Annotated in this window: 29 protein-coding genes; 22 read left to right on the forward strand and 7 right to left on the reverse strand. The window is 35.7% G+C overall.

Annotation, left to right across the window (positions count from 1 at the left end):
* The first annotated feature begins 925 nt into the window (after positions 1 to 925).
* Both AC52CF_RS07595 and AC52CF_RS07600 read left to right on the forward strand, forming a co-directional pair.
* Positions 926 to 1,696 (forward strand): Rossmann-fold NAD(P)-binding domain-containing protein, encoded by a 771-nt coding sequence (locus AC52CF_RS07595; RefSeq protein WP_496518026.1) that lies wholly within the window; start codon positions 926 to 928, stop codon positions 1,694 to 1,696.
* Between the two features lie 3 nt (positions 1,697 to 1,699).
* Complete coding sequence (locus AC52CF_RS07600) at positions 1,700 to 1,972, forward strand: hypothetical protein (protein WP_496518027.1); 273 nt, start codon at positions 1,700 to 1,702, stop codon at positions 1,970 to 1,972.
* 148 nt (positions 1,973 to 2,120) lie between these two features.
* Here the strand turns inward: AC52CF_RS07600 and AC52CF_RS07605 are convergent, their stop codons facing one another.
* Positions 2,121 to 2,621 carry a hypothetical protein gene (locus AC52CF_RS07605; RefSeq protein WP_076394544.1) on the reverse strand — a complete coding sequence of 167 codons (501 nt, stop codon included), beginning with the start codon at positions 2,619 to 2,621 and terminating at the stop codon, positions 2,121 to 2,123.
* Between the two features lie 236 nt (positions 2,622 to 2,857).
* Here AC52CF_RS07605 and AC52CF_RS07610 point away from each other — a divergent pair, with 236 nt between their 5' ends.
* On the forward strand, positions 2,858 to 3,535 hold the full coding sequence (locus AC52CF_RS07610; RefSeq protein ID WP_290266215.1) for a hypothetical protein: 678 nt from the start codon (positions 2,858 to 2,860) through the stop codon (positions 3,533 to 3,535).
* Positions 3,536 to 3,807: 272 nt separating this feature from the next.
* Here the strand turns inward: AC52CF_RS07610 and AC52CF_RS07615 are convergent, their stop codons facing one another.
* Positions 3,808 to 3,942 carry a hypothetical protein gene (locus AC52CF_RS07615; protein ID WP_336730912.1) on the reverse strand — a complete coding sequence of 45 codons (135 nt, stop codon included), beginning with the start codon at positions 3,940 to 3,942 and terminating at the stop codon, positions 3,808 to 3,810.
* A 226-nt stretch (positions 3,943 to 4,168) separates the two neighbouring features.
* Positions 4,169 to 4,741, reverse strand: a complete 573-nt coding sequence (gene tpx / locus AC52CF_RS07620) for a thiol peroxidase (RefSeq protein ID WP_214590147.1) — start codon at positions 4,739 to 4,741, stop codon at positions 4,169 to 4,171.
* 181 nt (positions 4,742 to 4,922) lie between these two features.
* Between tpx (AC52CF_RS07620) and AC52CF_RS07625 the strand changes: the two genes are divergently transcribed.
* Positions 4,923 to 6,551, forward strand: coding sequence for an NADP-dependent glyceraldehyde-3-phosphate dehydrogenase (locus AC52CF_RS07625; protein ID WP_214590146.1), 1,629 nt, complete (start codon positions 4,923 to 4,925; stop codon positions 6,549 to 6,551).
* Between the two features lie 303 nt (positions 6,552 to 6,854).
* Here the strand turns inward: AC52CF_RS07625 and AC52CF_RS07630 are convergent, their stop codons facing one another.
* Positions 6,855 to 7,709 carry an alpha/beta fold hydrolase gene (locus AC52CF_RS07630; RefSeq protein ID WP_496518028.1) on the reverse strand — a complete coding sequence of 285 codons (855 nt, stop codon included), beginning with the start codon at positions 7,707 to 7,709 and terminating at the stop codon, positions 6,855 to 6,857.
* Positions 7,710 to 7,811: 102 nt separating this feature from the next.
* Between AC52CF_RS07630 and AC52CF_RS07635 the strand changes: the two genes are divergently transcribed.
* The 5 genes from AC52CF_RS07635 (at position 7,812) to AC52CF_RS07655 (ending at position 12,495) form a co-directional block, all read left to right on the forward strand.
* Positions 7,812 to 8,315, forward strand: a complete 504-nt coding sequence (locus AC52CF_RS07635) for an RNA polymerase sigma factor (protein ID WP_214590144.1) — start codon at positions 7,812 to 7,814, stop codon at positions 8,313 to 8,315.
* A gap of 16 nt (positions 8,316 to 8,331) precedes the next feature.
* Entirely contained in the window at positions 8,332 to 9,150 is an 819-nt protein-coding gene (locus AC52CF_RS07640; RefSeq protein WP_214590143.1) for a hypothetical protein, read from the forward strand.
* Positions 9,151 to 9,245: 95 nt separating this feature from the next.
* Positions 9,246 to 11,258, forward strand: coding sequence for a M4 family metallopeptidase (locus AC52CF_RS07645; protein ID WP_290266218.1), 2,013 nt, complete (start codon positions 9,246 to 9,248; stop codon positions 11,256 to 11,258).
* Between the two features lie 122 nt (positions 11,259 to 11,380).
* The gene (locus AC52CF_RS07650; RefSeq protein ID WP_214590141.1) at positions 11,381 to 11,878 is read left to right on the forward strand and encodes an RNA polymerase sigma factor; all 498 of its coding nucleotides are present in this window, start codon (positions 11,381 to 11,383) and stop codon (positions 11,876 to 11,878) included.
* A gap of 20 nt (positions 11,879 to 11,898) precedes the next feature.
* Positions 11,899 to 12,495 carry a hypothetical protein gene (locus tag AC52CF_RS07655; RefSeq protein WP_214590140.1) on the forward strand — a complete coding sequence of 199 codons (597 nt, stop codon included), beginning with the start codon at positions 11,899 to 11,901 and terminating at the stop codon, positions 12,493 to 12,495.
* A 39-nt stretch (positions 12,496 to 12,534) separates the two neighbouring features.
* On the opposite strand, the gene AC52CF_RS07660 is transcribed toward AC52CF_RS07655, so the two are convergent.
* Both AC52CF_RS07660 and AC52CF_RS07665 read right to left on the reverse strand, forming a co-directional pair.
* Positions 12,535 to 13,098 carry a YdcF family protein gene (locus AC52CF_RS07660; RefSeq protein ID WP_290266220.1) on the reverse strand — a complete coding sequence of 188 codons (564 nt, stop codon included), beginning with the start codon at positions 13,096 to 13,098 and terminating at the stop codon, positions 12,535 to 12,537.
* A gap of 3 nt (positions 13,099 to 13,101) precedes the next feature.
* Complete coding sequence (locus AC52CF_RS07665; protein WP_250902165.1) at positions 13,102 to 14,583, reverse strand: S41 family peptidase; 1,482 nt, start codon at positions 14,581 to 14,583, stop codon at positions 13,102 to 13,104.
* Between the two features lie 499 nt (positions 14,584 to 15,082).
* Between AC52CF_RS07665 and AC52CF_RS07670 the strand changes: the two genes are divergently transcribed.
* On the forward strand, positions 15,083 to 16,180 hold the full coding sequence (locus tag AC52CF_RS07670; protein WP_214590137.1) for an MBL fold metallo-hydrolase: 1,098 nt from the start codon (positions 15,083 to 15,085) through the stop codon (positions 16,178 to 16,180).
* 1 nt (position 16,181) lies between these two features.
* On the opposite strand, the gene AC52CF_RS07675 is transcribed toward AC52CF_RS07670, so the two are convergent.
* On the reverse strand, positions 16,182 to 16,469 hold the full coding sequence (locus AC52CF_RS07675; protein WP_087710810.1) for a GNAT family N-acetyltransferase: 288 nt from the start codon (positions 16,467 to 16,469) through the stop codon (positions 16,182 to 16,184).
* A 245-nt stretch (positions 16,470 to 16,714) separates the two neighbouring features.
* On the opposite strand from AC52CF_RS07675, the gene AC52CF_RS07680 reads away from it, so the two are divergent.
* The 12 genes from AC52CF_RS07680 to AC52CF_RS07735 all read left to right on the forward strand — a co-directional run bounded on the left by AC52CF_RS07680 (position 16,715) and on the right by AC52CF_RS07735 (position 26,566).
* A complete protein-coding gene (locus tag AC52CF_RS07680; protein ID WP_194304437.1) occupies positions 16,715 to 17,137 on the forward strand; it encodes a hypothetical protein in 423 nt (140 codons plus the stop codon).
* Between the two features lie 120 nt (positions 17,138 to 17,257).
* Entirely contained in the window at positions 17,258 to 18,151 is an 894-nt protein-coding gene (locus tag AC52CF_RS07685; RefSeq protein WP_076394570.1) for a helix-turn-helix domain-containing protein, read from the forward strand.
* Positions 18,152 to 18,239: 88 nt separating this feature from the next.
* Positions 18,240 to 19,241, forward strand: coding sequence for an aldo/keto reductase (locus tag AC52CF_RS07690; protein ID WP_496518029.1), 1,002 nt, complete (start codon positions 18,240 to 18,242; stop codon positions 19,239 to 19,241).
* Between the two features lie 75 nt (positions 19,242 to 19,316).
* Positions 19,317 to 20,507: an MFS transporter gene (locus tag AC52CF_RS07695; RefSeq protein WP_214590135.1), complete on the forward strand. Its 1,191-nt coding sequence runs from the start codon at positions 19,317 to 19,319 to the stop codon at positions 20,505 to 20,507.
* Positions 20,508 to 20,793: 286 nt separating this feature from the next.
* Positions 20,794 to 21,291: a thiol peroxidase gene (gene tpx / locus AC52CF_RS07700; protein ID WP_214590134.1), complete on the forward strand. Its 498-nt coding sequence runs from the start codon at positions 20,794 to 20,796 to the stop codon at positions 21,289 to 21,291.
* 120 nt (positions 21,292 to 21,411) lie between these two features.
* Complete coding sequence (locus AC52CF_RS07705; protein WP_214590133.1) at positions 21,412 to 22,623, forward strand: DUF763 domain-containing protein; 1,212 nt, start codon at positions 21,412 to 21,414, stop codon at positions 22,621 to 22,623.
* 244 nt (positions 22,624 to 22,867) lie between these two features.
* Positions 22,868 to 23,458 carry a Crp/Fnr family transcriptional regulator gene (locus tag AC52CF_RS07710; protein ID WP_214590132.1) on the forward strand — a complete coding sequence of 197 codons (591 nt, stop codon included), beginning with the start codon at positions 22,868 to 22,870 and terminating at the stop codon, positions 23,456 to 23,458.
* 76 nt (positions 23,459 to 23,534) lie between these two features.
* Complete coding sequence (locus tag AC52CF_RS07715) at positions 23,535 to 23,942, forward strand: VOC family protein (protein ID WP_214590131.1); 408 nt, start codon at positions 23,535 to 23,537, stop codon at positions 23,940 to 23,942.
* Between the two features lie 343 nt (positions 23,943 to 24,285).
* Positions 24,286 to 24,717 (forward strand): VOC family protein, encoded by a 432-nt coding sequence (locus AC52CF_RS07720; RefSeq protein ID WP_214590130.1) that lies wholly within the window; start codon positions 24,286 to 24,288, stop codon positions 24,715 to 24,717.
* A gap of 74 nt (positions 24,718 to 24,791) precedes the next feature.
* Positions 24,792 to 25,205 carry an SRPBCC family protein gene (locus AC52CF_RS07725; RefSeq protein ID WP_185204943.1) on the forward strand — a complete coding sequence of 138 codons (414 nt, stop codon included), beginning with the start codon at positions 24,792 to 24,794 and terminating at the stop codon, positions 25,203 to 25,205.
* Between the two features lie 42 nt (positions 25,206 to 25,247).
* Positions 25,248 to 25,484 carry a helix-hairpin-helix domain-containing protein gene (locus tag AC52CF_RS07730; RefSeq protein WP_250902164.1) on the forward strand — a complete coding sequence of 79 codons (237 nt, stop codon included), beginning with the start codon at positions 25,248 to 25,250 and terminating at the stop codon, positions 25,482 to 25,484.
* 215 nt (positions 25,485 to 25,699) lie between these two features.
* A complete protein-coding gene (locus AC52CF_RS07735; protein ID WP_214590128.1) occupies positions 25,700 to 26,566 on the forward strand; it encodes a VOC family protein in 867 nt (288 codons plus the stop codon).
* The last annotated feature ends 60 nt before the right edge of the window (positions 26,567 to 26,626 follow it).

A 26,626-nucleotide genomic window follows, 5' to 3' on the forward strand; every position in this document is an offset into this window, starting at 1 on the left:
ATTTTGCGAAGCATTATGCAGTGAAGAATCTATTAAAACGTTTTGATTTGAGATTTTTCGGCTCCACTTCGTTTCGCTTAAATTGACAGCTTTGCAGGTTGAAGAGTTTTTAAACACTTAAGTCACATAAGATTTTAAATAATATAAGCTTTATATTAGAACACATTAGTTTATGAAAATCTTCGATTTTTTTCTTATGTGATCTTCTAAATATTTCATTAAACTAACTTATGTGACTTATGTGATATAATTTAAAAACAGTAAAGTCACTCTGTCATTCTGAATGAAATTTTGCGAAGCATTATGTAATGAAGAATCTATCAAGATACAGTTGTTTTTTAGATTCACTTCGTTGCGCTCAAAATGACAGTACTGTAGATTGAATGTAAGAGTTTTTTTTAACACTTAAGTCACATAAGATTTTAAAACAATTTAAGCTTTAGATCAGAACACATTAGTTTTTGAAAATCTTTGATTTTCTTCTTATGTGAACTTCTAATTATTTTATTAAACTAACTTATGTGACTTAAGTGTTATATTTAAAGCAGTAAAACTGTCATTCAGAATGAAATTTTGCGAAGCATTATGGAATGAAGAATCTATTAAAACGTTTTGATTTTAGATTTTTCGACTCCACTTCGTTGCGCTCAAAATGACAGTACTGTAGATTGAATGTAAGAGTTTTTTTAAACACATAAGTCACATAAGATTTTAAAATGATTCTAAGCTTTATATCAGAACACATTAGTTTTAAAAATCTATGATTTTTTATTCTTTTGAGGACTTAAATTATTCTAAAAATCAGCTTTATTATTATCTTTTGTGACTTTTGTGGTTAAAGAAAACAATCATATTTAGCTTGCTTTTTACAATTTTCAACGCTGAAAAACCATAATAAAATTGTAATTTTCGGCAAATAAAAAATATGAAGAAACTCGGGATCATCGGTTGTGGCTGGCTGGGAAACCATTTAGCGAAACGTCTGTCGAAAAACTATGAAATTTTTGCAACCACTACAACAGAAGCGAAACTGGATGTTCTGAAAGCTAAAGGATATCATGTGGATCTTGTAAAATTTCCGGATGAAATTAATGCTGATATGAAACCGTGGAACATAGCTTCCGAACTGGACGCTATTATTGTTGCCGTTCCTTTTTCGGGACTCAGAGGTTCCAGAATTCCGATGACGGGGAAAAGGGAAAACCTGCTTCGTTTTATAGGAGATTTTAACCATCAGATTTTTTATACAAGTTCCACAGGCGTTTATCCGGATATCGAAAAAGAATTTACAGAGGATGATCTTCCGGCAGTGGAAGTGGAAAGTGAAAACTTTATGCTGGAGAAATTCCCTCAAACCAATATCCTGAGATTAGGCGGTTTAATGGGCGGCGAAAGACTGCTGAAAAACTATAATATCTCTCATCAGGATCAGCTGGTGAATCATATTCATTACGCAGACATTTGTTCGGTTATTGAAAAAATGTTAGACCAGAAGTCTCAGGCTAAAGTTTATAATATTGTTGCGCCGATTCATCCCAACAAAGAAGAAGTCATCAATGCGCAGAAAAATCTGGCTTATAAAGGAGAAAGAAGAACCACAGGAAGAATCATTTCCCCTGCAAAATTAAAAGAAGAGCTGAATTTTGAATTTCAATATCCCGATCCGAGATATTTTCATCTGAATGTAAATAATTAATATATGCTGAGTATTTTTTTAGCTTGCGGATCTGTTTTCGAGCCTTTAATGGGAATGTTGTTTTCTACGGTTAGCTGTATTGGAATTCTGATATTTTTAGCGGTTCGTTTCTTTAAAGGCGAAACTTATACCCTGTTGAAAAATTCAGGAACCGCGAACAAAACCTTCAGTATTATTCTGTATGGTGCAGCAGGAATTGTAGTGACGGCTTTTGTCTGGTTTATTCTCACCTTTGTGTTTACAGCCATTGTTTTCTGGTATACCAAAAATTTTTAGAGTTTTTGACTTAAATTTTAGAGTGTTTTTTAAGTAAAAAGATCCTTCCACAAGCTCAGCATGACTTCTCCGGTGCAGACTGTTATTTTCAACGGTGCAACACTGAGCCTGTAGAAGTTTTGATAAAATAATTGACAGACAATTTATTCTATCTGTTCATCAATATGTTTTCAATCGATTCTAAAATTTCTTTTTCAATATTTTCTTCGGTAATTGTTTCCAGAGTGTATTTCTGCTCCTTAAAAGCAGCGGTTCCGGTTCCGTTCTGAAAAATGGTGTCCTGATGAATTCCGATGCGTTTCAGATTTTTATCGGCAACGAACATGATGTGTGGAAATTTATCATTCGCATAAAAATTAGATTCCACATTTCTGGAAATCTGAAGTTTCATATGGGTTTGTGAATTGACGCCCAAACCGTTTTTATTTTCTTCATTAAAAGTTACCTTACAGCCAAATCCGTTTTCTCTCAGCATTCTTCTGAATTCCTGCATTTTGGGTTCGATGAGGTTTTTACTCAGCGTTCTGAACCCTTCAATAAACATATCTTCCTCACTTTTCTTCTTGGCAAGACTTTCCTGCAGTTTTTGTTCTTCCGTTTTTAAATTGGAAAACAGAGAATTGAGCCGTTCTATATTTTCTTCCTTCATGGTAATTAAAAATCAATAAATAATTGTCCTGTTTTTAAGTTCCGAAATATCGTGAATTTTTTTGAGTAGATTGATATGTTGCATTCAAGCTTAAATTATTAGTTCCATCTTTTTATTACTTTGAGTCCGTTAGACCTTTGGTTTGTAATTAATAAAAATTATGGTCAGTTTTAAAAAATATCAGTTTACTTTCCAACCTTTTTAGCCAATCATGCATCTTTATAAAAAAGATCAATATGAAAATAACGATACCAAAACCATGTCACGAAAACTGGGAGATGATGACTCCCGAAGACAAAGGGCGATTTTGCACAGTCTGTTCAAAGACAGTAAGAGATTTTACGAACGCTTCGGATGAAGAAATCATCAATGCTTTTTCCAACACATCAGAAAATATCTGCGGAAATTTCACCGAATCTCAACTCGACAGAGATCTGCATTATTCTTACCTCAATTCGCTCCTTACCAAATTCGCAGTAGGCTTTATTTTTACAACAGCGGGCTTTGTCGCCCTGAATGCACAGAAGACTACAGCGAAAGATACTATAAACAGGGAAAGAACCGATGGAATTGTTATAACATCAGGAATTGTACGCAAAAAAGTATGTGAGACAGATATTTCTAAAGATACAAAGACTAAAGATCTTGATATTCAATTAAAAGGGCAGGTTTCAGGAGTAAAGATAAAAGATACAGTTCAGTCGGACAGGCTGATTCTCGGAGGCATTCATTCCGTTAAAATTGATGATTACAGACCGTTGTATGTTCTGGACGGAAAGATCATCAGCGAAAAAAAGTTCCGGAAATTAGACCAGAAGTCCATAAAAACAATGAATATTTTGAAGGGAGCTTCAGCAACTGCAATTTATGGTGAGAAAGGAAAAAACGGAGTGATTTTGGTGAAGACCAAATGATTTTTTCAATGTAAATAATTTTTTAGTGTATTAGCAAAAAGAACTATGCTAATCAAAAATTTTTAATTGATATGGCTGTCATTTTGAGCGCAACGAAGTGGAGCCGAAAAATCTAAAAATAACTGCATCTTAATAGATTCTTCATTGCATAATGCTGCGCAAAATTCCATTCTGAATGACAGAAAAATTTAACCACAAAATGCATAAAAGATAATAATAAAGCCAAATTTCAGAATAATTAAAGCCCTCAAAAGCATAAAAATCAAAGATTTTTAAAAACTGTTGTGTTCTTTTATTCTTACGCTTGTTAACTTTAATAAAACATCAAAATCTTTTGTGGCTTTTGTGGTTAAAAAAGTGCTTACATTTTCAACCCGTAAAACCATCATTTTTAAGAGATTCTTCATTGCATAATGCTTCGCAAAATTTCATTATGAATGACAGAAGAATTTAACCACAAAAGGTACAAAAGATAATGATAAAGCCAAATTTCAGAATAATTAAAGTCCTCAAAAGCATAAAAATCAAAGATTTTTAAAAACTGTTGTGAGCTTTTTATTCTTCCGCTTGTCAGCTTTAATAAAACATCAAAATCTTTTGTGGCTTTTGTGGTTAATTAAAAGTCTTTCGGTCTTACTTTTTCACAGCAGCGATTGCCGCTTCATAATTCGGTTCGTGAGAAATATCTTCTACCTGTTCTTCATATACGATTTTTCCTGAAGGATCAATTACAACAACTGCTCTGCTCAATAATCCTTTCATGGCAGAATCGGTAAGTTCCACACCATATTTTTTTCCGAAATCTGAACGGAAATCTGAAAGCATCACGACATTTTTAATTCCTTCTGCACCGCAGAATCTTTTCTGTGCAAACGGAAGGTCTTTAGAAATACACAAAACCACTGTGTTCGGAAGATTTGCCGCATCTTCATTGAAATGGCGCACAGAAGCTGAACAGACTCCTGTATCTACACTTGGAAAGATATTCAGGATCATGTATTTTCCTTTATAAGACTCCAGAGTCTGCTCTTTCATGGTAACGTCGGTAAGGGTGAAGTTGGGAGCCATTTTGCTGACAGCAGGCAATTTCGAGTAGGTATGAAATGGTTTTCCTCCTGCCAAAATGGTATTGCCAGACTTTGAATTTTGTGCAAAAGTAAACACCGCCAAAAGTAACAGCGCACCGGAAAATAATTTTGAATACATGAATTTCATTTTTTAGATGGTTTGAATGTCTGGCAAAATTATTCTTTTTTCAGGGGCTGAATGTTAATTTTTGTTTTAAATAGAGCAAATCTATTACACGGAGTATTTTAAAACCAATTTTTAGATCTACCTTTAGTATAGACAAATTTTAACCTTACCATATTAAAAAAATAGAAGATTTATGAGTTCAGAAAATAACCCGTCATTTCATGAAATATTCAAATCCGAAAACGAAATCCCGGAAGAATATAAAGTTCCCGAAATTCATCAGCGGGAATACCTTCTTAATGGAGAACTGGTAGAATGGAACGGCGATGTGCAGCATATTTATTCCCCTGTCTGTATTCGTACAGAACATGGTCTGGAGAGAAAACTGTTGGGAAGCATCCCGAATATCGGTCCCGATGAAGCTATGAAAGTTTTGGATGCCTGCGTAAAAGCGTATGACAACGGACTGGGAGAGTGGCCAACAATGTCTGTGGAAGGGAGAATAAAATGTATGCAGAAATTTGTGTACTTAATGATTCAGCAGAGAGATCTTGTGATCAGATTGCTGATGTGGGAGATTGGGAAAACATTGGCAGATTCTACGAAAGAATTCGACAGAACGGTGGATTACATCAACCAGACGATTGATGCACTAAAAGATCTCGACAGAGAATCTTCTCGTTTTCAGCAGGCGGAAGGTACAATTGCCCAGATCCGAAGAGCGCCGCTTGGTGTGGTGTTAAGCATGGGACCTTTCAATTATCCTTTAAATGAAATCTTCACGACGCTGATTCCGGCGTTGATTATGGGAAATACGATTCTGTTTAAACTTCCAAAACATGGTGTTTTAGCACATTACCCTTTATTAAATGCTTTTAAAGAAGCTTTCCCGAAAGGAACTGTAAATACGTTGTACGGAAAAGGTTCTGAAATTATTACGCCGATCATGGAAAGCGGAAAGGTGAATGTTCTTGCATTCATCGGATCGAGTAAAGTTGCGAACGGACTGAAAAAACTTCATCCGAAAGTTAATCGTTTAAGAGCGATTTTAAGTTTAGATGCTAAGAATGCGGCTATCGTTACAAAACACGCTAATCTGGATGTTGCGGTGAGTGAATGTATTTTGGGATCTCTTTCTTTTAACGGACAGAGATGCACCGCTTTAAAATTAATTTTCGTTCAGAGAGAAGTGGCAGAAGAGTTTACCCGCAAATTAACCGAAGCCGTTTCTGCCATGAAACCGGGACTTCCATGGGAAAAAGACGTGAAAATAACTCCTCTTCCGGAAGTCAATAAGCCTTCTTATTTGAAAGAATGTATTGAAGATGCGTTATCCAAAGGTGCAAAAGTCTTAAATGATAACGGCGGTTTTACGGAAGAATCTTTCGTGTTTCCGGCAGTGGTTTATCCGGTAAATCATGAGATGAAACTGTATCATGAAGAGCAGTTCGGTCCTGTAATTCCGGTGGTTCCTTTTGATGATATCGAGGAACCTATCGATTATCAGGTAAATGCAGATCACGGGATGCAGGTAAGTATTTTCAGTGAAGATGCGATGGAAGTTTCAAAATTAATTGATCCTTTTGTGAATCTGGTAAGCCGTGTGAATATCAATTGTCAGGCTCAGCGCGGACCGGATGTTTTCCCGTTCACCGGAAGAAAAGACAGTGCAGAAGGAACGCTTTCTGTTTTTGATGCGCTTCGTTCGTTTTCAATCCGCTCTCTGGTTGCTGCAAAAGTTACAGATTCCAATAAAAATCTCCTGAACACGATTGTGAGAGATCATGATTCTAATTTCCTGAGTACGGATTATATTTTTTAATCACTGATCTTTTAACCTGATTTTGAAACTTTATTAAAAGTTAACAGGCGTAAGAGTTTTTTTAAAACACATAAGGCATATAAGATTTTATAATAATTTTAAGCTTTATATCAGAACACATTAGTTTGTGAAAATCTTTGATTTTCTTCTTTTAATCAATTGATTATTCTTAAGCTTAGCTTTATTTTTTTCTGGCTTAATTTGAAATTAGTTAAATAACGACCATAAAACAAAATCCGCAATCTGAAAGGACTGCGGATTATTTGATTAGTAAAAATCAAAAACATATATTTGGAAGAAAAGTTATTTTTCTGTTAGAAATCTGCTGATAATGCTGTTTAAATCATCTGCATGCGTTACATTTAAACCGTGAGGCGCGCCTTCAATAATAACAAATTCATTATTGGCAATTCCCTGTGCAGCCTGTTTTCCTGCTGTATCAATGGGAACAATATTGTCTGCATCTCCATGAACGATGAGTGTTCTTACGTTCACGTTAGCTAATTCGGGACGGAAATCTGTATTTGCCCAGCTTTCAGCACATTTTATGGTGGCAATAGGATTGGCAAAAGAAGCAATTGCCCAGTCGAAATCCAGCTGTTTCTGGCTTACAGGTTTTGAAAGCATTCCGAAATTATAAAAGTCTTTGTGGAAAGATTCAAGAAAAGTGATTCTGTCTGTTTTCAAAGCATTCATGATTTCATCCAGTTTTTCCTGGGGAACTCCGTCCGGATTGTCGTCTTTCTGCTTAACAATCGGAATAATGGATGAAATTAAAGCAACCTTATCTACATTTTCTGCGCCGTAATTCGTTAAATAACGCACGACTTCTCCACCTCCCATAGAAAATCCGAAAAGGATCACATTTTTAAGGTCTAATTGTGAGATAATTTCATGAAGGTCTTTTGCCAGTCCATCATAATCGTATCCGTCATAAGTTGGTGAAGATTTTCCGAAACCTTTTCTGTCGTATGCAATAACGCGGTATCCTAAATTTAAAAGTACCGGAATCTGCATTTCCCAGGATTTTCCGCTTAAAGGCCATCCGTGGATTAATATAATGGGTTGTCCGGATCCGAAATCTTCATAGTAAAGCTGAACGTTCTGATCGTTCTGTTTTGTAATGTAAGGCATATTTATATTTTTGGTGTTACTCATCAATTCCAAATATTAAGCCATAAATAAGGGATATTTAAAAATTTAAGATAGTTTGTGTAACAAAATACCACATTTCCTACTAACTGAAATACAGCCTAAATAATGTCTTTACTGGAAATGGAATTCTTAGAGAAGATTGAAAAGCATAAAGGTGTAATTTTCAAGATCTCGAAGATGTATATGGATAATCCCGACGATCAGAATGATCTCTATCAGGAGATCATCTATCAGGCGTGGAAATCTTACAGCGATTTTCAGAAGAAGAGTGAATTTTCGACATGGTTATACAGAACCGCGCTTAATACTGCCATTGTATTTCTCCGAAGCGAAAAAAAACGTAGTTTTATACAGAATCAGAGCATAGAAAATCTTAGTGTTCATCAGGAGTCTTATAATGATGCAGACGACAGGAATATGAAGCTGATGTACGAGGCAATCCATCAGTTGAGCGCGATTGACAAGGCATTGATTTTTTTCTATCTGGAAGATTTTCCGGGAAAGGAGATTGCAAAGCAACTGGGAATAACGGAGGTAAATGCAAGAGTAAAGCTGAACCGGGCGAAAACCAAACTGAAAGAAATTATTGAAAAACAAAAGGCTATCTAAACGTAAAGAAAAAGGTATGGAATTAGAAAATTTTAAAGAACTCTGGGACAAAGATCATCAGGAACTTCCGGAAGTTTCTTTGGAAAAACAGAATGAAATACATTCGCCGCTGGAAATGATCAGAATCAACATGAAAACTGAGTTTTGGCTGATGATTCTCACGCTTCCAATGATTTTAATCGGTTTTCCTTTTGCAACGGAAGATTTTAATGTAAAGACCATTTCGGTTTTAGTGGCATTTCTTACGATAGCTATTATTATTTATTTTTATTCAAGATTCATAAAGCTGTATAAGATGCTCAAGAAGACGAGTATTAATACCAATTATGATCTTTTCAATATCAAAACCCAACTGCTGGTTGCCAAAGAAATTTATATTTCATACTACATCTCTTATATTCCTTTAGCGTTTGTTTCTTCTCTTGAGCAGATTGATTTTCAGTTTAATATAGATTACCATTTTGCTGTTTTTGTCGTTAGTTTTTTGATCGCCATTTTTGTTTTGTTTATTTTAATAAAGTACTGGATCTACTATATGTACGGAAAATATATTGAAGATGTCGTACGGCTTGTGGATGAACTTAATGGAGTTGAAGCAGAGATCAGACAAAGAAAAAACAGGGATAAAACATGGTTTGAACGTTCCCAGAAATATTTCATCAAAAAATTCGGAATTAAAGGAAATATCCTGAACACGGTATTGTGGTTTGTTTCCGCTTATATTTTTATTGTTATTTTTTTTACCATTGTTCTGTTTGCGGTTATTTTAATCGGTGTGAAGCTTGATTTTATAGACGTTCATATCCTTCTGAAAGCTTTAAAAAAGGGGAGTTAGAAAGTAATATTCATGAATTTTAAAAAAAATGCTGTCCTTTTTGTAACAAATTTTATCTTTTTCTACTAACTGTCAGATTTAATCAAAAAAATAATATGAAAAAGACAGTTACAATCGTTAAAGCATTGATTTTTTCATTTGCTATCGGTATTGCACCGCTTTCTCTGGTGAAGGCTCAGAAGAAAGACCGCACAGAACTTTCTGTGAAAAATTTTCCTAAGCGTATTACTACTTCATCAATGGGAAATTTCAGTGCTGATTTCAGCGGGCAGAATATTCCTTCGGATTATCTTATTAATCATTTAGGAGAGTGGCTGGAAAGTAATGGAGATCACTCTTTTTCACTGGTAAAGACTACTACGGATGAATTGGGAATTAAACATTCATCTTTTCAGCATTATTATAAAAATGTAAAGGTTGCAGATGAATTAATTCTGGTTCACGAGAAAAACGGGATTCTTACTTTTGTAAACGGAGAATTTACAGATAATATAGATTTACAGATCTCACAGCCGCTTACGAAATCTGAGACAGAAAATATTGTAAGTAATGATATGAAAGCTCCGAATCTTTCCTTTACCGATTTTGAGCAGGTTATTACAAAAGTGAATTCTGCTAAAGGGGTAAAGCTGTATTTTGCATCTCAGATTAATGCACTTTCCCTGAAGGCTCTGAAGAGTTATTTGTACTATGTAGATAATTCAACGAAGCAGGTTGTTAAAAAATTAGAAAAGATTCATCAGCATAATAATGAAATCATAAACATCGCAAAACCTTTTGCAGATACTCCTTCTACAAGTGCTACTTTCTACAAAGGAAATCAGCAGATAACTGTGGATTCTTACAGCGGATCTTACCGATTGAAAGATAATGCGAGAAATATCCATACTTTGAACGGAACCAACTGGGACGGAAACGGAAATACTGCAACCGGTGAGCTTACAGGTGCGATCACTGAATATACGAGTACAACACCTAACTTCACAACAGCAGATACAAAACCTCCTGTTGAAGTTCACTGGGCAATGGCAAAGGCTCATGATTACTATGTGAGCAGACATAACAGGAATTCTTATGATGGCAACGGATCCATTGTAAGAAATTATTACAACATCAATTTTGCAAGTGCAGGACAACCTGCGAACGGAGTAAATGCTGCCGCAATCGATACACAAGGGATTGTAGCGATGGTTTATGGAAGCGGTGTTTATCAGGGATTATCCGGATATTTTAGCCCGTTTGTGGGAATAGATGTTGCAGGTCATGAATACTCTCATTTAATGGTGAGCCGGACAGCAAATCTTGCTTATCAGGGCGAATCAGGAGCTTTAAACGAATCTTTTGCAGATATATTTGGAGCATCAATAGAATTTTATTCCAATATCAGTCCGAACTGGACGATTGGTGAGGGGATTCCGAATCCGGCTCTGGGCTTTACATTTTTAAGAAGCATGTCTAATCCAAACTCGGGTCCTGCAGTATTGGGTTCGCAGCAACCGGATACTTATCAGGGAACTTATTGGGTAGATCCCACAAGTTCTACTGATAGCGGGGGAGTTCATACAAACAGTGGGGTAGGAAATTACTGGTTTTATCTTTTATCAGCAGGTGGTTCCGGAACAAATGATATCGGAAATGCATTTAACGTAACAGGAATTACAATCCAAAAAGCTGAAAAAATAGCGTACCGGACACTTGCAAACTATCTTACTGCAAACAGCCAGTTTATAGATGCTTATACAGCCAGTAAACAGGCGGTTACAGATCTTTATGGAGCAACAGGTAACGAACAGCAGCAAAACGTGAAAGCATGGTATGCAGTAGGCATTGGCAATGGGCTTCTTTCGACCAATGAAGTTAAAAATAATTTAGAGAGTCAATTTAATGTTTATCCAAATCCTGTTAAAAACGGAGTGTTCACCATTGAGAATAATAAAAACGATGCGGCTTTTGAAATTTATGATGTTTCAGGAAAACTGGTAAAACAAAATGAAAAATTAAATAAAGGAATCAATAAAATTAATATCTACGGATTACAAAAAGGAATTTATATCATTAAAATTAGTGTAGATGATACTGCTGTTTCTAAAAAAATAGTAGTAGAGTAGGTTTTCAGAATCAAGAAAACAAAATCAATGCCCGACGGAATATTCTGTCGGGTTTTTTATTTTAATTAAAAAAACTGTAACATTTTTATGAAGGGTAAACTAATTCTATAGAGCGCAAAACTATGACCTCATTAGAACAGGATTTTTTAAGAGAAATAGAAAAACATAAAGGAATCATTTTTAAGATTTCTAAAATGTACATGGACGAAAAAGAAGACCGCGATGATCTTTTTCAGGAGATCACCTATCAGGTCTGGAAAGCCTATCCCAAATTTAAAGGAGAAAGCGAATTTTCTACATGGCTGTACAGAATTGCCCTGAATACGGCCATTATTTTCCTTAAAAACGAAAAAAGAAGAAGCTTTATAGGAAATGAAGATTTTTCGGAATATAAAATTATTCAGGAAGAATTTGATCATGAAAAAGAAGAAAAACTGAATGCCATGTACAAAGCCATTCATCAGTTGAATCCCATTGATAAAGCTTTTATTTTCTATTATCTCGAAGATTTTTCCGGAAAGCAGATTGCCGAACAGATGGGGATTTCCGAAGGAAATGTAAGGGTGAAAATGAATCGCGCCAAAAATAAGCTGAAAGATATCTTGAACGCAAATAAATAATAACATTTAAATTAGACATTATGAATATAGACGACCTTAAAAATACATGGAATGAAGATCATTCTTTTGGAGAAACCCCTGAAATAAGCATCGAGCAGAAAAACAGAATCCATCTTCCGCTGGAAAAAATCCGTAAAAATATGCGGATGGAATTTTGGTCTACCGTGGCAATTTTTGTTTTTGCTTTTGCCTTAATTGCAGTCTGTGCAGGATCTTTTAAGTTTAAATTTTACATCACAATTCTTATAGGATCTATGGTTTTTGTAACCTTTTTCTTTTACAGTCAGTTTTTTAAGCTGTATAAAAATATGAGCGAGACGATGATGAAAACCTATGACAGTCTGCAGGATCTTTTGCATCAGTTTAACCTGAATAAGCAGTACTATCTTTCTTTTTATCTGTCTTTTGTGCCGTTCTTGGTCTGTGAACTTATTATCGTTCTGGAATTTATTCCACGACCGGTTCCTTTAACGGATACACAAATTGCCATTGCGCTGATTTCTACCATGATCATCACCATGCCTTTGCTGTTTTTACTGGGGAAAGTCTGGTTCAATGGTTTCTACGGAAAATATATTAAACAGATTGAAACGCTTTTCTCTGAACTGAAAAAATAAATTTTGATTGGTTTTCGGCGGCGAAGCCGCCGAAAACCTTTACTGCGTATAATAAGCCGGAAATTCACGCAAAATCGAATACAGATCCCGCCATTCAAAATAAGCCGGACTTGCTGAACTTACCTCTTCAAAACCCTGGTCTTCAAACAGTTTTTTGGTTCGGGTAACATGGAAATATTGGGAAACAACGATAATGCTCTTAAAATCTAACTGAGGCTCAAGTTTAAGCGTATTTTCAACGGTTAATCTTGTGTTATCTCCCTTATTATCAACAATAATTACAGAATCAGGAATTCCTTTGCTAAGGAGAAACTCTTTCATTTTATCCCCTTCGTAAAATCCTTCCTTTCCCAATCCTCCGCTCACGAGAATCTTTTGGATTCTGTGTTGCTGATACAACGCGATTCCGGTTTCCAGACGTTTTTCAAGCCTTGTCGATAAAGTACCGTCTTCATTCACCTTATTTCCCAGAATAACGGCAAGATCGGCACGTTTTCCCTGATCAGAAAGACCATCGGTAACAATATAAATGGAGTGAATGATAAACCATAAAAACAGAGCAGTAGCTATGATTTTTAAGATTTTTAAAATACTTTTTTGCATCAGTTATGGGTGTTTTTCTTTTTCAATTTCAGTCATGATCCAATCCAACTGAGGATCTTTTTTCTCAAGAATATCCTCCATGGTTTCAGAAACTTTTACATCCGGAACAACCCCCTTTTTAGTATCAGTAAACGTAATATTGGGCTGTACCAGAAGAACTCCAATGGGCAGATCGATCTTGGAATTAGGCAGCGTTTGATAAGAGTAAAATCCTGCAACCGTACCGTCATTGGCTCCTCCGGTTTCCTCACCTACAAGAACTGCTTTTTTATCATTTTTAAGCTTTGAGGTTAAAATAGAAGATGCTGAAAAACTCGAGCCATTAATAAGCACAAAAACTTTCCCTTTAAAAACATCATTTTTGGGTTTAGATACTTTGTCGGCTCTCGTTTTGTAATAAAATTTGCCGTCTTTTTTATACGTGCTGAAAGTCTGTCCGAAGAAAAATGCAGGATACATCAATGTTTTGAAAGCATACTGCAAAAAACCTGATTTTCTGAAATAATTGGTTTTCAGAGGTGCCGATTTTGAAGTTACCTGTGACGGTTTTATCAAAGTGTACGGCTCAGAACTCAGGTAAGAATACAGATTATTGATTTCTTCAAGCGAACCGCCGTAATTGTTCCGAATATCAATAATTAAATATTTTGCATTCGCTTTTTTGATCTTTCTGAACGTTTCTTTATAAAACTTCGAAGAAAAAATACCCGAGAAACTTTTCACCTGAATGTACGCAATCGTACTGTCCTGATCTAAAAATTTAAAATTCCGGTTGTAAGAATTGCTGAAAGCAACGTAATCATTCACTTTTTTCTCCTGCGTCCGCTTTTTGTTTTCCTTATCTTTCCTAAGATCCTCTTCAGATTTTGATTCTCTCGTGAGTTCGTAAGTCTTTTTTTCTCCCTTATAAACTGTTTCCAGAGTTGCGTGGTCTTCGTAGCCTTTTTCTGCAACATAATAATTGAAGAAAACATCTTTCAGGAAATAAGGCTGAAAAGTCGTGTTGAAACCATCACTGCTGATCAGTTTTTTATACCGTTTAATATATTCAGAAACAGGAACCTTATCGATCGAGAGAATTTCTGTTCCCGGCTTTATATTTTGGATCGAATCTTTATTTTCGATAATGTAAAGCCTATCGTTTTTCACATAATATTCAAAACGGCTGAACATTCCTTTTTTCCCTTCCAGCGTTTTAATTTCCTTTTTGGTGATTCTCTTGGACGGAATTCTCAACGAAAGATGACCTTCCCTTATTTCCGCAATCACAGGCTGCAATTTAAAATAAAACTGAAGCGGCGTAAGCGGCTCCCGAAGCGTTTGCTTAAGACTGTCAAACTTAAAATCCAGCGTTTCCTTGGTAATGTACCAATACAGATTTGGGTGCGTTTCTTTCAGTTTGGAATACGCAAAATCTACATCCTCTTTCAGTTTTTCGGGAGAAATACACACTTTCTGCTGCTCATTGTGCTTTTTTACAGACACACAAGAGCATAGCGAGACAATTAATACTAATATGAAATAATTTCTAAAGCGCATTTTCAATTTTACCAATGCTAAAATAATTACTTTAACACAATGAATTGTTGATGTTTACCATAAACAATCAAAATATTTAAAATTTTAACATATTTCTAAATAAATAACGCATTTTGGATTTCTTCACTTTGTATTACTTATATAAGTGAAACGCCCTTGTTTGACTTAATTTTCCATTATTCAAATCAATTTTGTCTTTCTTTGCGGTTTAATTATTGAAAAAGAGCTTCTTACAATAAAATCATGCATCATTTCCTTTGTGACATCGGAGATTCAAAGAAATCAACTGTAATTCCGAACTAAATATATCACAAAAATATCAATAAATCCACTGCAAACCAGACGTTAAAACAATTACTAAAAATTATTCGGATAAAAATAAAGGAATTTCAATTTTAAATCGTCATAGCTTATAAAGTCATACATTTGACAATTATTTTAAGAAATGGTTTATACAATTATTGCAGTCGCAGTTTTAGTGGTTTTATTATATTTTGTAATTACAGGACAGGAAGTCTTTGGCGCGGAAGCAAAAGGAGAGAGGTTAAAAAGAATGCAGCAGTCCGCTCATTACAGAGATGGTCAGTTTCAGAACCTCAGCGAAACACCCTCTCTTGCAGAAGGATATTCCATGCCGAAAGTAATGTTCGATTTCTTCTTTGCCAAAAAAAATCCGCTTTTAAAGCCACTGAAAAATATTCCATCCATTCATACAAATTTAAAAAATCTTCCTAAAAATGAAGATATTTTTGTGTGGTTGGGACATTCATCGTATTATATTCAGACCGATGGCGTTTCATTTCTTATTGATCCGGTGCTAAGTTCTTACGGTTCGCCGTTTAAGTTTTTCAACAAAGCCTTTTCCGGAGCCGATATTTTTAAGCCCGCAGATATTCCGGAACTTGATTATCTGGTGATTACCCACGATCATTACGACCATCTGGATTATCCTACGGTAAAAGCCATTAAAAATAAAGTAAAAAAAGTCATTTTACCATTGGGAGTTGGTTCACATCTGGAAAGATGGGGTTATGAACCGGAACAGCTCATCGAAGAAGAGTGGGGAAGTGAAGTTGTTTTGAAGAATGATCTTAAAATAATTTATACTCCTGCAAGACATTTTTCAGGAAGAAAAGTCAAAAGAAATGTCACACTCTGGACTTCCTATGTTTTGGAAACTCCTACAAAAAAACTGTTTTTAGGCGGAGACAGCGGCTACGATACCCATTTCAAAATGATCGGTGAAAAATACGGACCTTTCGATTATGCGTTTATGGAGAACGGACAGTATAATGAAGCATGGAAATACATTCATGCGTTGCCGGAAGATGTTATTCACGCAAGTATTGATGTAAAGGCGAAAAATATCATTCCGGTACATTCGTCTAAATTTGCATTGGCGCTCCATGCATGGAACGAACCGCTGGAAAAAGTAACGAAATTCGGAAAAGATAAAAATCTTAATATTTTAACACCCATGATCGGCGAACCCGTTGATCTGAATGCTTCAGATAATAAGTTCAGAGTCTGGTGGAAAGATTAATTTACGCGTGCCAAATGTCTTTGTAACGGGCAGGATGATTTTCAAACTGCTGTCTTACAAAATCACATTCAGGATCTACCAGAAGATCTTTTTCTTCGGCATAGCGAACAAGCTCATCCAGAAGCATTTTGGCGTAGCCTTTTCCCTCATGCTCCTCTTCAAGTTTGGTGTAGTAGACAATTAAAAGTCTGCCGTCGATCTCAATGGACATATAGCCCGACTTTTTTCCGTCAATAAGTATCTGCAATTCATCCTGATAAGGAGATACTTCAAATTTTATATTTTCCATACGATTGAGATTTTTGGTGAGTAAGAAGTATTGAAAACTTTCTTCTTTTAAAATTACAAATTAAAACTGAAATCTGCGAAAGTTTTAAGAATTTTTAAAATCATTAAGAAAAATTTATGAATGGTTTGTATCTTTTAGATAATCAATAATTTATGAATGTTTTCTGTTGCATTTAGAAATTGTTTTAAATGGTTTGGCATTCAAATTGAAAATTTATATTCAGTTTAATTTAAAATGAATGAAAGATGAAAAAGTTAATCATAACAATGATGCTGGTAGGAACTTTTGGTTTATCCTACGCACAGACAGACTATTATAACGACTACAGAAGAAGTATTACCGATGTCAATTGGCAGAGTGTAATTTCAGATCTGGTGCTTTCAACAACACAGGCAAACCAAATTTATGCGCTGAACGACCGTTACAGAGATTATGATTCCTGGAACAGAGTATATGATAATAATCCTGATCGATGGAGAAATGACCGTTATGTAGAGTTGGAAAGAATTTTGGGAAGGGATAAATATGCTAAATTTAAAAACAGATATTACAAAGGACAAAACCCTGTAGCAGTTTACAATAGAAATAAAAATAATGACAAACGCTATAAACACATGGATAAAAAAGCCAAAGTTTACAGGCATAAAAACGGAAAAGGTCATCATTAGAACCAATTAATCAATTATATTCAATCTTAAAACGGCTGGTCGAAAGATCAGTCGTTTTTATTTTATCTATCGCTGTTATTTCATTACTGAAATTCTGTTTGAATTTTATAATTTTGAAAAATGGAATCTAATGAAACCGTAAAAGGATTTTACCAGCGCGTCGGTCTGGAATGTATCAAAACTCCCGGAGTAGGACATTTTAATGTCTTTTCACGCGAAAATTGCTCACTCATTACACCGTACAGCAGAAGAGATTATTATAAAATTTCTTTGATTATCGGGAAAGGAAAACTGCATTATGCCGATAAATGGATCTATGTGGATCAGCCGGCTTTGCTCTTTTCAAATCCGGTGATTCCTTACTCATGGGAAGCAGAAGATAATGATCAGAAAGGTTTTTTCTGCCTTTTTACAGATCATTTTGTGCATGACGGAAACCGTCTGGGAAATCTTCAGGATTCCCAGCTCTTCAAAATTGGCGGAACTCCCGTATTCTTTATCAATGAAGAACAGCAGAAAACCTTTGCCGATATCTTTATTAAAATGATGAACGAAATTCAGTCTGATTATCTTCATAAATATGATATGCTGCGTGCTTACCTTCATCTTCTGATTCACGAAACGATGAAAATGCATCCTGCGGAAAATTTTGAACCTTATCAGAATGCTTCGCAGAGAGTCGCTTCCTTATTCATGGAACTGCTGGAAAGACAATTTCCCATTGACAGTCCCGAAAGATTTTTAAAACTGAAAAGTCCTGTAGATTATGCCGAAAGCCTTTCCATTCATGTTAATTCATTAAACCGTTCCGTAAAGGAAATTACAGGAAAAACGACAAGTCAGCAGATTGCGGCAAGAATTATTCAGGAAGCTCATGCCTTATTAAAACATACCGACTGGAATGTCTCTGAAATTGCCTACGGATTAGGCTTTGAAGAACCTGCCTATTTTACCAATTATTTTAAAAAACAAACCGGAATGACACCCAATGCAGTAAGAACTGCGCTTGTTTGAATTTTATAATTCTTCGTTTGAATTCTATATTGAAATCATTCAGCGGCTGTTATAATTTTGTACTGTAACTTTTAAATCACAAACTATCATGAAATTTAGAAAATTAGGAAACACAGGTGTAGAATTATCGGCGATCGGTTTGGGCTGTATGGGAATGAGCTTTGCTTATGGACCAACGGATGAACAGGAAAGCATTAAAACCCTTCATAAATCGTTGGATCTTGGGATCAACTTTTGGGATACAGCCGATATGTACGCCAACGGAGAAAATGAAAAACTGATTTCAAAAGTTTTGGTTCCGAACCGTGACAAAATTTTTATCGCAACCAAGTTCGGATTCAGGTTTAAAGATGGACAAGCCGGTCACAGCGGCGCTCCGGGAACTTATTTCGACGGTTCACCGGAATGGATCAAAAAGGCAGTAGATTTAAGCCTTCAACGCCTGAAAATTAATGAAATCGATTTGTACTATGCACACAGAGTAGATCCCAATATTCCTGTGGAAGAAACGGTAGGAGCAATGGCAGATCTCGTAAAGGCAGGAAAAGTAAAATATCTAGGTTTATCCGAAGCTTCTGCGGAATCGATCAGAAAAGCACATAAAATTCATCCGATTACCGCGTTGCAGTCAGAATATTCTCTGCTTACGAAAGATGTGGAGCGTGAAATTCTGCCTGTAATCCGTGAACTGGGAATCACTTTAATTCCTTATTCACCTTTAGCAAGAGGACTTTTTTCGAATATTAATGAAGCTCAGAATTTTACAGATGAAGATTTCAGAAAATCTTTACCGCGTTATCAGGAAAAATATCTTGAAAATAACAGAAATTTAGCTCAGGAGATCAATGGTTTTGCGGCTTCAAAAGGTGTAAAAGGAACTCAGCTTGCTTTAGCGTGGGTTTTGAATCAGGGAGAGGATATCATTCCGATTCCGGGAACGAAACGCATCCAATACTTAGAAGAAAATATTGAAGCAACCAAAATTGAGCTTTCAGAATCTGACCTGAAAACAATAGATTCTATCTTAAAAAAATATCCCGACGTTGGTGAAAGATACAGCGAAGGATCAATGAAATTAGTCAATAATTAAAATTGCATGAATTCATATTTTCAGGATCTTTTTCCGGAAATCTGGATTTTCAATTGATAATTTTTAACATCAGCAATGGTTACCCTTAAAGAAAAAAACAAATTTATTGCTACAGTTTTGGCATTTGCGGTTATTCCGATGTCCGGACTGGCAACGGATATTTATCTTCCTTCCATGCCGAGTATGGCAACAGAACTGCACCAGACGGAAAGCAATATCCAGCTTACTTTATCCATATTTTTAATCAGTTACGGTCTTACCCAGTTTTTCGCCGGAAGTATTGTGGATTCTTTCGGAAGATATAAAGTTTCCATGATTTCTCTGGCGCTTTTTGTCGCTTCTTTTTTAATTACCGCTACAACGCAGAACATTTTTGTGATCTATGCAATGCGTGTTTTGCAGGGTGTTTTATCGGGTTTCGCAGTCGTTGCCAAAAGAGCTTTTTTTGTAGATGTTTATGAAGGAGAAGAGCGGAAACATTATCTCAGCATCATGACGATTGTATGGTCAGTTGGACCTATTGTTGCACCGTTTATCGGAGGATATCTGCAGAAAAACTTTGGATGGCAGTCAAATTTCTACGTTTTGGCAGGGTACAGTTTGTTATTGCTGATTCTTGAATTTATATTCTCTGGTGAAACATTAAAAAAGAGAAATCCTTTTCATGTGGAATTCCTGATTAAAGAATACAACTCTATGTTCAAAGCTAAAGATTTTTTCTACGGAATGATTATGTGTGGTTTGAGTTACTCGATGATTATGTTTTTTAATCTTTGTGGTTCCTTTATTATTGAGCATAAAATGGGCTATTCCGAAGTTGTGGCAGGATATGTTTCTCTTATTCTCGGTTTTGCATGGATGACGGGCGGATTTTTAGGAAAGGCATTAATTAATAAAGCTTTTTTACCTAAAATAAGAAACGCCAATTTTATTCAGTTGCTTCTGATTGCTGTTATGTTTGCCGCTTCGTATTTCTCCAATAATATTTACAGTCTGGTTGCTTTTGCTTTTTTCATTCACGTAACAGCAGGATTTATTTTCAACAATTATTTTTCCTACTGTATCGGAAGATTTCCCAATTCTGCAGGAATTGCAGGCGGTTTAACGGGTGGAGTAGCCTTCATTATTACTTCAGCATTAAGCTATGGAATTGCCGCTTTCATAAAACCTCAGATTCAGCTTCAGGTTGCGGAAGGTTATTTTATTCTGGGACTTTTAGGTCTGTTTATTTTAAGCATGATTAAATTCAGAAAAGCTCATGCTTAATATTTTTTATTTATTTAAATTTTCCACGACATAGTTTTCATAATAAATCCTCTCATTTTCGGGAGGATTTGTTTTTTACTTTTCATATTTTTAATAGAAAAAGCCCCTTTATAAAAGGAGCTTCTGTTAAGTATATTGTTAACAATTTCGGATACTATTTGAAACCCATTGAATGTAAAAGACCCGTTATTGGTATTTCTTTCCGGTTTAATTATTTTTTAACCATTATTTGATGGGAAAAGTTTTCTTTTTTAGCTAAATTTGAAAAACATTAAAAAAACAAATTATGTCAAGTATTACATTAAAAGGAAATGCAGTAAATACAATAGGAACTTTACCGTCAGTAGGAAGCACAATTAAAGATTTTGCTTTGGTAGATTCAGGGCTTAATGTGAAAACTCTGGAAACTTTCGAAGGAAAGAAGAAAGTATTCAACATTTTCCCAAGTATCGATACCCCGACTTGCGCATCATCTGCAAGAAAATTCAATGAAGAAGCTTCAGCTTTAGAAAATACAGTCGTTATTAATGTATCTAAAGATTTACCTTTTGCTTTGGGAAGATTCTGCGCTGCGGAAGGTCTTAATAATGTAGAAACGCTATCAGATTTCAGAAGCAGTTTTGGAGACGATTACGAAGTAACCATTACAGATTCGCCAATGAAGGGACTTTTAAGCCGTGCTGTCATTGTAGCGGATGAAAACAATAAAGTGGTGTATACAGAGCAGGTATCAGAAATTGCAGATGAACCCGATTATCAGGCTGCATTAGCTGCGTTGAAATAAAAACCGATCCATAAAAAATCGGAGTCCTGCACAGTCTGCAGGACTTTTTCTTTCCTGTTTTCCATAAAATTACTGATCACAATCATTAAAAATTAAAAACATTCCGCTTACATTTACACAATGAAACGTTCCGGAACCGCAGATTTACCCCTTCACTATGGCAAAGTACCGCCGTGGTTGTATGAACGGATGTCGATTCTCGGGCTTTCTATTGTTGAGGTAATTCTCATGGAGTATGGAAAAGACGAAGTTCTCCGTCGACTGGCAGATCCTTTCTGGTTTCAGAGTTTTGGCGCGGTGATGGGAATGGATTGGCATTCTTCAGGAATTACAACTTCGGTAATGGGTGCTTTGAAGCGTTCCATCAATCCAAATTCCCAATCATTGGGGTTGTATATTTGCGGCGGAAAAGGAAAATTTTCCCGCGAAACACCTTCAGAATTACTTCAGATTGCTGATAAAACAGGATTGAACGGAAATGATCTCGTAAAAGCCAGCAAACTTTCGGCAAAAGTGGATAATACGGCAATTCAGGATGGATATCAACTGTATCTGCATAATTTTATTCTGTCGGATAACGGAAACTGGAGCGTTGTTCAGCAGGGAATGCACGAATCGGACGGAACGGCAAGACGCTATCATTGGCATTCGGAGAATATTAAATCCTTTGTGGAAGAGCCTCACACCGGAATAAACGGAATTTCAAGAGGAACTATTTTAAACCTTACAGATGCGGAAGCTTCCGGGAACAGAAAAGGAATTCTGGAAATTTCCCACACCGATTCCGCAGAAATCATGAGCGATTTTTCAAGATTAATTCTTCCTAATCATCACGATGTTCAGGCTTCTGATGTTGATCTGAAACGACTTGGAGCACTTTTATATGTAACCAGAGAACAGCAGCCGCAAAATTTCGAAGATTTGCTCATGCTGGAAGGCGTTGGTCCGCGAACAATGCAGTCTCTGGCTTTGGTAAGCGAAGTCATTCATGGTGCGCCGTCAAGATTCAAAGATCCTGCGAGATTTTCATTCGCCCACGGTGGAAAAGATGGTCATCCGTTTCCGGTTCCTACGAAAGTGTATGATGAAAGTTTGCAGATTTTAAAATCAGGAATCGAAAGATCCAAACTGGGAAATTCAGATAAATTAAAAACGTTAAACAAGCTTCACCAGATTATTGAATCAACTGAAAAAGATTTTACTCCCGATTTTGATATTCGGGAAGTCATTGAAGAAGAAAGACAGAATTCATGGCGGTTTGGAGGAAAAACTGTATTTGGAGATGCCCAGAAACCTTCCAGTCCAAAACCTATACAGCTTTCTCTGTTTTAAATTTTAGATTTGAAAGTTTTTCTTTTTAATAATAGATTTTGTGATTTCAAAAGAATCTACGCAAAGGATTTATAAAGATTGACACTTCTTTGTCATTAATTGTAATTGGTGGACAGATCCGGAATATACTTATTGTAAAGGATTACGCAAAAATAAGCTACCACAAATCATCACTTTGTTTAAGAATTGCTTCATCAGTTCCGGGAAAAATTTTATTTTTAAAACTTTGAAAAACATTTACTTGATGAGCAATAAAGCCTTACAAATCTGCTACGATTTCCCTTTTTTCCTTGATGATGAGCTGGATGAAATATTTCAGGCACATGAAAAAGTTTTTTTTCATAAAGGAGATTTTATACTGAAAGAAGGAAAAACAGCCAACGAATATTATATTCTGGAGAAAGGTCTTGCCCGCTCATTTGTCAACGATTTTAACGGAAATGATGTAACGATTAATTTTTTTGTTGAAAATGAAATCATTATTGAAGTTTCATCTTTATTTCAGAGAATTCCCACTCAGGAAAATATTGTCTGCATTACAGACTGCGAGTGCTGGAAGTTTGATTTTGAAACTTTTCAGGAACTGTTTCATAAAATTCCGAATCTCAGAGAATGGGGGAGAGCATGGATGTCTCAGCAGCTTTTCATTGGTAAACAGCGTTCTGTAGAGATGTTTACCCTTTCCGCAACCAAACGTTATCTCAATCTTTTAGAGCAGAAGCCGCATGTAGTACAGTTTGCTCCCTTAAAGCAGATTGCCTCGTTTCTGGGAATTACAGATACTTCCTTAAGCAGAATCCGTAAAGAGCTGGTTTCCCATCCGAAGAAAATTTAAATCTTGTCTTATGGCAAGTTGATTTTTATTTTAACTTGATAACTTTGAGTATAATTTTAACAGTAAAAACAGCAAAATGAAAATCAATCAGATTTATGTGAATCTTCCGGTGAAAGATGTACAGAAAACAAGAGAATTCTGGACAAAATTAGGCTTCCCAACCAATGATGAAATGTCCAATGACCAATCCGTTTGTATTGTTATGAACGATAATACTTACGTGATGTTTTTAACGGAAGAATTTTTCCAGACTTTTTCAGAAAGACCTGTTCCGAAAGGAGATACAACGCAGGTTTTGGTTGCCATCAGTTTAGATACCCGTGAACAGGTAGATCAGATGGTAAATACTGCTGTGGCGAATGGTGCAACACAGCATGAAGAACCGCAGGATTACGGATGGATGTATCACAATTCCTTTTGGGATATCAACGGACATGGCTGGAATGTAATGTTTGCAGATCCGTCCCAAATGCCTAAAGAGTAAAATTTAAATCAATACCATTAATTCTTACATAAATTTTAGTAAAAAAAATTTGTGCGGATATTTCTTTGTTATTTTTAACGGAAATTCTCTTGAATGATCTGATATTAAAAAAATGATAAAATAGATTCTCCCTTCGTTAGAATGATAAATTATCCGTTTGATGAAAACACTAATCAAAAAAAACTCTACACAAATTCCACAAATAGTATTAGTGGTATTCGTAAAAAATATTAGAGCTATTTGTGTTTAAAATATTAATACACAAATTCCACAAATATTATTCGTGGTATTCGTGAAAAAATTAGTGCTATCTGTGTTTAACTAAAAAAAAATAAAAAAAATCATGGCTAAATTAAATCCTTACTTAAATTTTGATGGAAAAGCAGAAGAAGCTTTCAATTTTTACAAATCCGTTTTCGGCGGGGAATTCGTTGGTGAAATTTACAGAATGGGCAATGCTCCCGGAACTGAACATTTATCGGATGAAGAGAAAAACAGGGTAATGCATATTGCACTTCCGATAGGCGGAGATTTACTGATGGCATCAGACATCGTTCCAAGTTTCGGACAAAAACTGAATGTGGGAAATAACAATTACGTTTCTGTTTTTCCGGATTCCAGAGATGAGGCCGACAGAATTTTCAAAGGGCTTTCTGAAGACGGAAATGTGGAAATGCCCATTGAAGACCAGTTCTGGGGCGATTATTTCGGAAGCTTTCAGGATAAATATGGTGTACACTGGATGATTAATTATAACGAAGAATACGTAAAATAGACTTATCTTTAAACTAATTATATTGAAAGGGCAACTGAACTTTGGTTGCCTTTTACACCTTTAAAAATAATATTATGGAACCAATTCACATCGATATTACAATTCTGGCACCTGTTCAGAAAGTCTGGGACTATTACAACGGTCCGGAGCATATTACCAAATGGAATTTTGCCCACGAATCCTGGGAATGTCCGAGTTCAGAAAACGATCTCAGAGTCGGAGGACAGTTCAAAAACAGGATGGAAGCCAAAGATAAAAGCTTTGGATTCGATTTTGTGGGAACTTATGATGAAGTGATACCGTATGAGAAGATCAGATATCACATGGAAGACGGAAGAAAAGCAGAGATAACTTTTGATAAGATGGATGAAAATACAACCAGCGTACAGATTATTTTCGATCCGGAAACACAGAATCCCGTAGAAATGCAGAGAGAAGGATGGTATGCAATTCTGAACAATTTTCATAAGTATGTAGAAAACAATTAAGAAAGATTTTTAATTTTCAGAATCATGATCAATTTAGTGATAATGGCAAAATGTTTAAGTTCCATTTGCGCGGTGAGTCATGTAGTTAACGGAACTTTTTTACAGGGAATTCTTGCCGCTCCTGCCCGAAGAGCTCTGGCAAAGGAAAAGATTGATTCTCTTGAAAAACTTTCAGAGTATTCTGAAAAGGAAATCCTGCAGCTTCACGGTTTCGGAAAAAGTACAATGTACAAACTCAAAGCCTATATGCAGGAAAACAATGTTTCCTTTAAAAATTGATATAGAACACAAACTGCACCAATATCTGCATACATTTTCATTATAAATTTTGATTAAATGCTTTGATAAGCTCAGCATGACATGCATCAGTTATATTGCTAAATAAACTGTTGGTATCAGAGATGCCAAGCTGAACCTTTCGAATCATTTGTGATTATTCGTGAAAAACATTTGAAGCTATTGGTGTTCAAAGCAAAAAAATAAAATTTAAAAATATGAACAACACTATTTTCCCGTGTCTCTGGTATGACGGAGACGCAAAAGAATCCGCAGAATTCTACTGCAGAATATTTAACGGAAAAATTACCGCAGATACTCCGATGGTGATGAATATCGAGCTTTTCGGTCAGAAAATGATGATGCTGAATGGCGGTCCTCATTTCAAAAAAAATGCATCGGTTTCGTTTATGGTGATTTGCGAAACGGAAGATGAGGTGCAAAAGTATTGGGACGGGTTATTGGAAGGCGGAATTGCTTTAATGCCTCTGGATTCTTATTCCTGGAGCAAAAAATATGGCTGGCTGAAAGATAAATATGATGTAACGTGGCAAATCTTTTTAGGTGAAAAACAAACTGAACAGAAAATAATTCCTACCTTAATGTTTATTCATGAAAATAACGGAAAAGCAATGGAAGCGATGGAATTGTACACTAAAGTTTTCCCGAATTCTAAAATCGGAAATATTTTAAGATATGGCTATGGAAGCGAAGGACATCCTGCTCCTGAACCGGCAGAAAATATTCAGCATGCCCATTTTGAAATTGATGGATACAGTTTCTTCTGTATGGATAATTCTTACGATCATCAGTTCGATTTCAATGAAGGAATTTCTATGGTCGTAATGACAGATGATCAGGAACAAACCGATCATTATTGGAATGCTTTAACGGCAGATGGAGGAAGAGAAAGTATGTGTGGCTGGCTGAAAGATAAATTTGGTTTGAGCTGGCAGATTGTTCCCAAAAGATTGCTGGAACTGATGAACGGATCAGATCCGGTAAAAGGTCAGCAAGTATTTCAGGCGATGATGGGAATGCACAAAATTGTTATTCAGGATCTGGAAGATGCCTATAATTCTTAGGATTCGATTGAAGAAGGAAGCAGGGAGGTTTGAAGCTTTTTAACCGTTACAAAACTTTCT

This window comes from Chryseobacterium sp. 2P, from assembly GCF_059579425.1.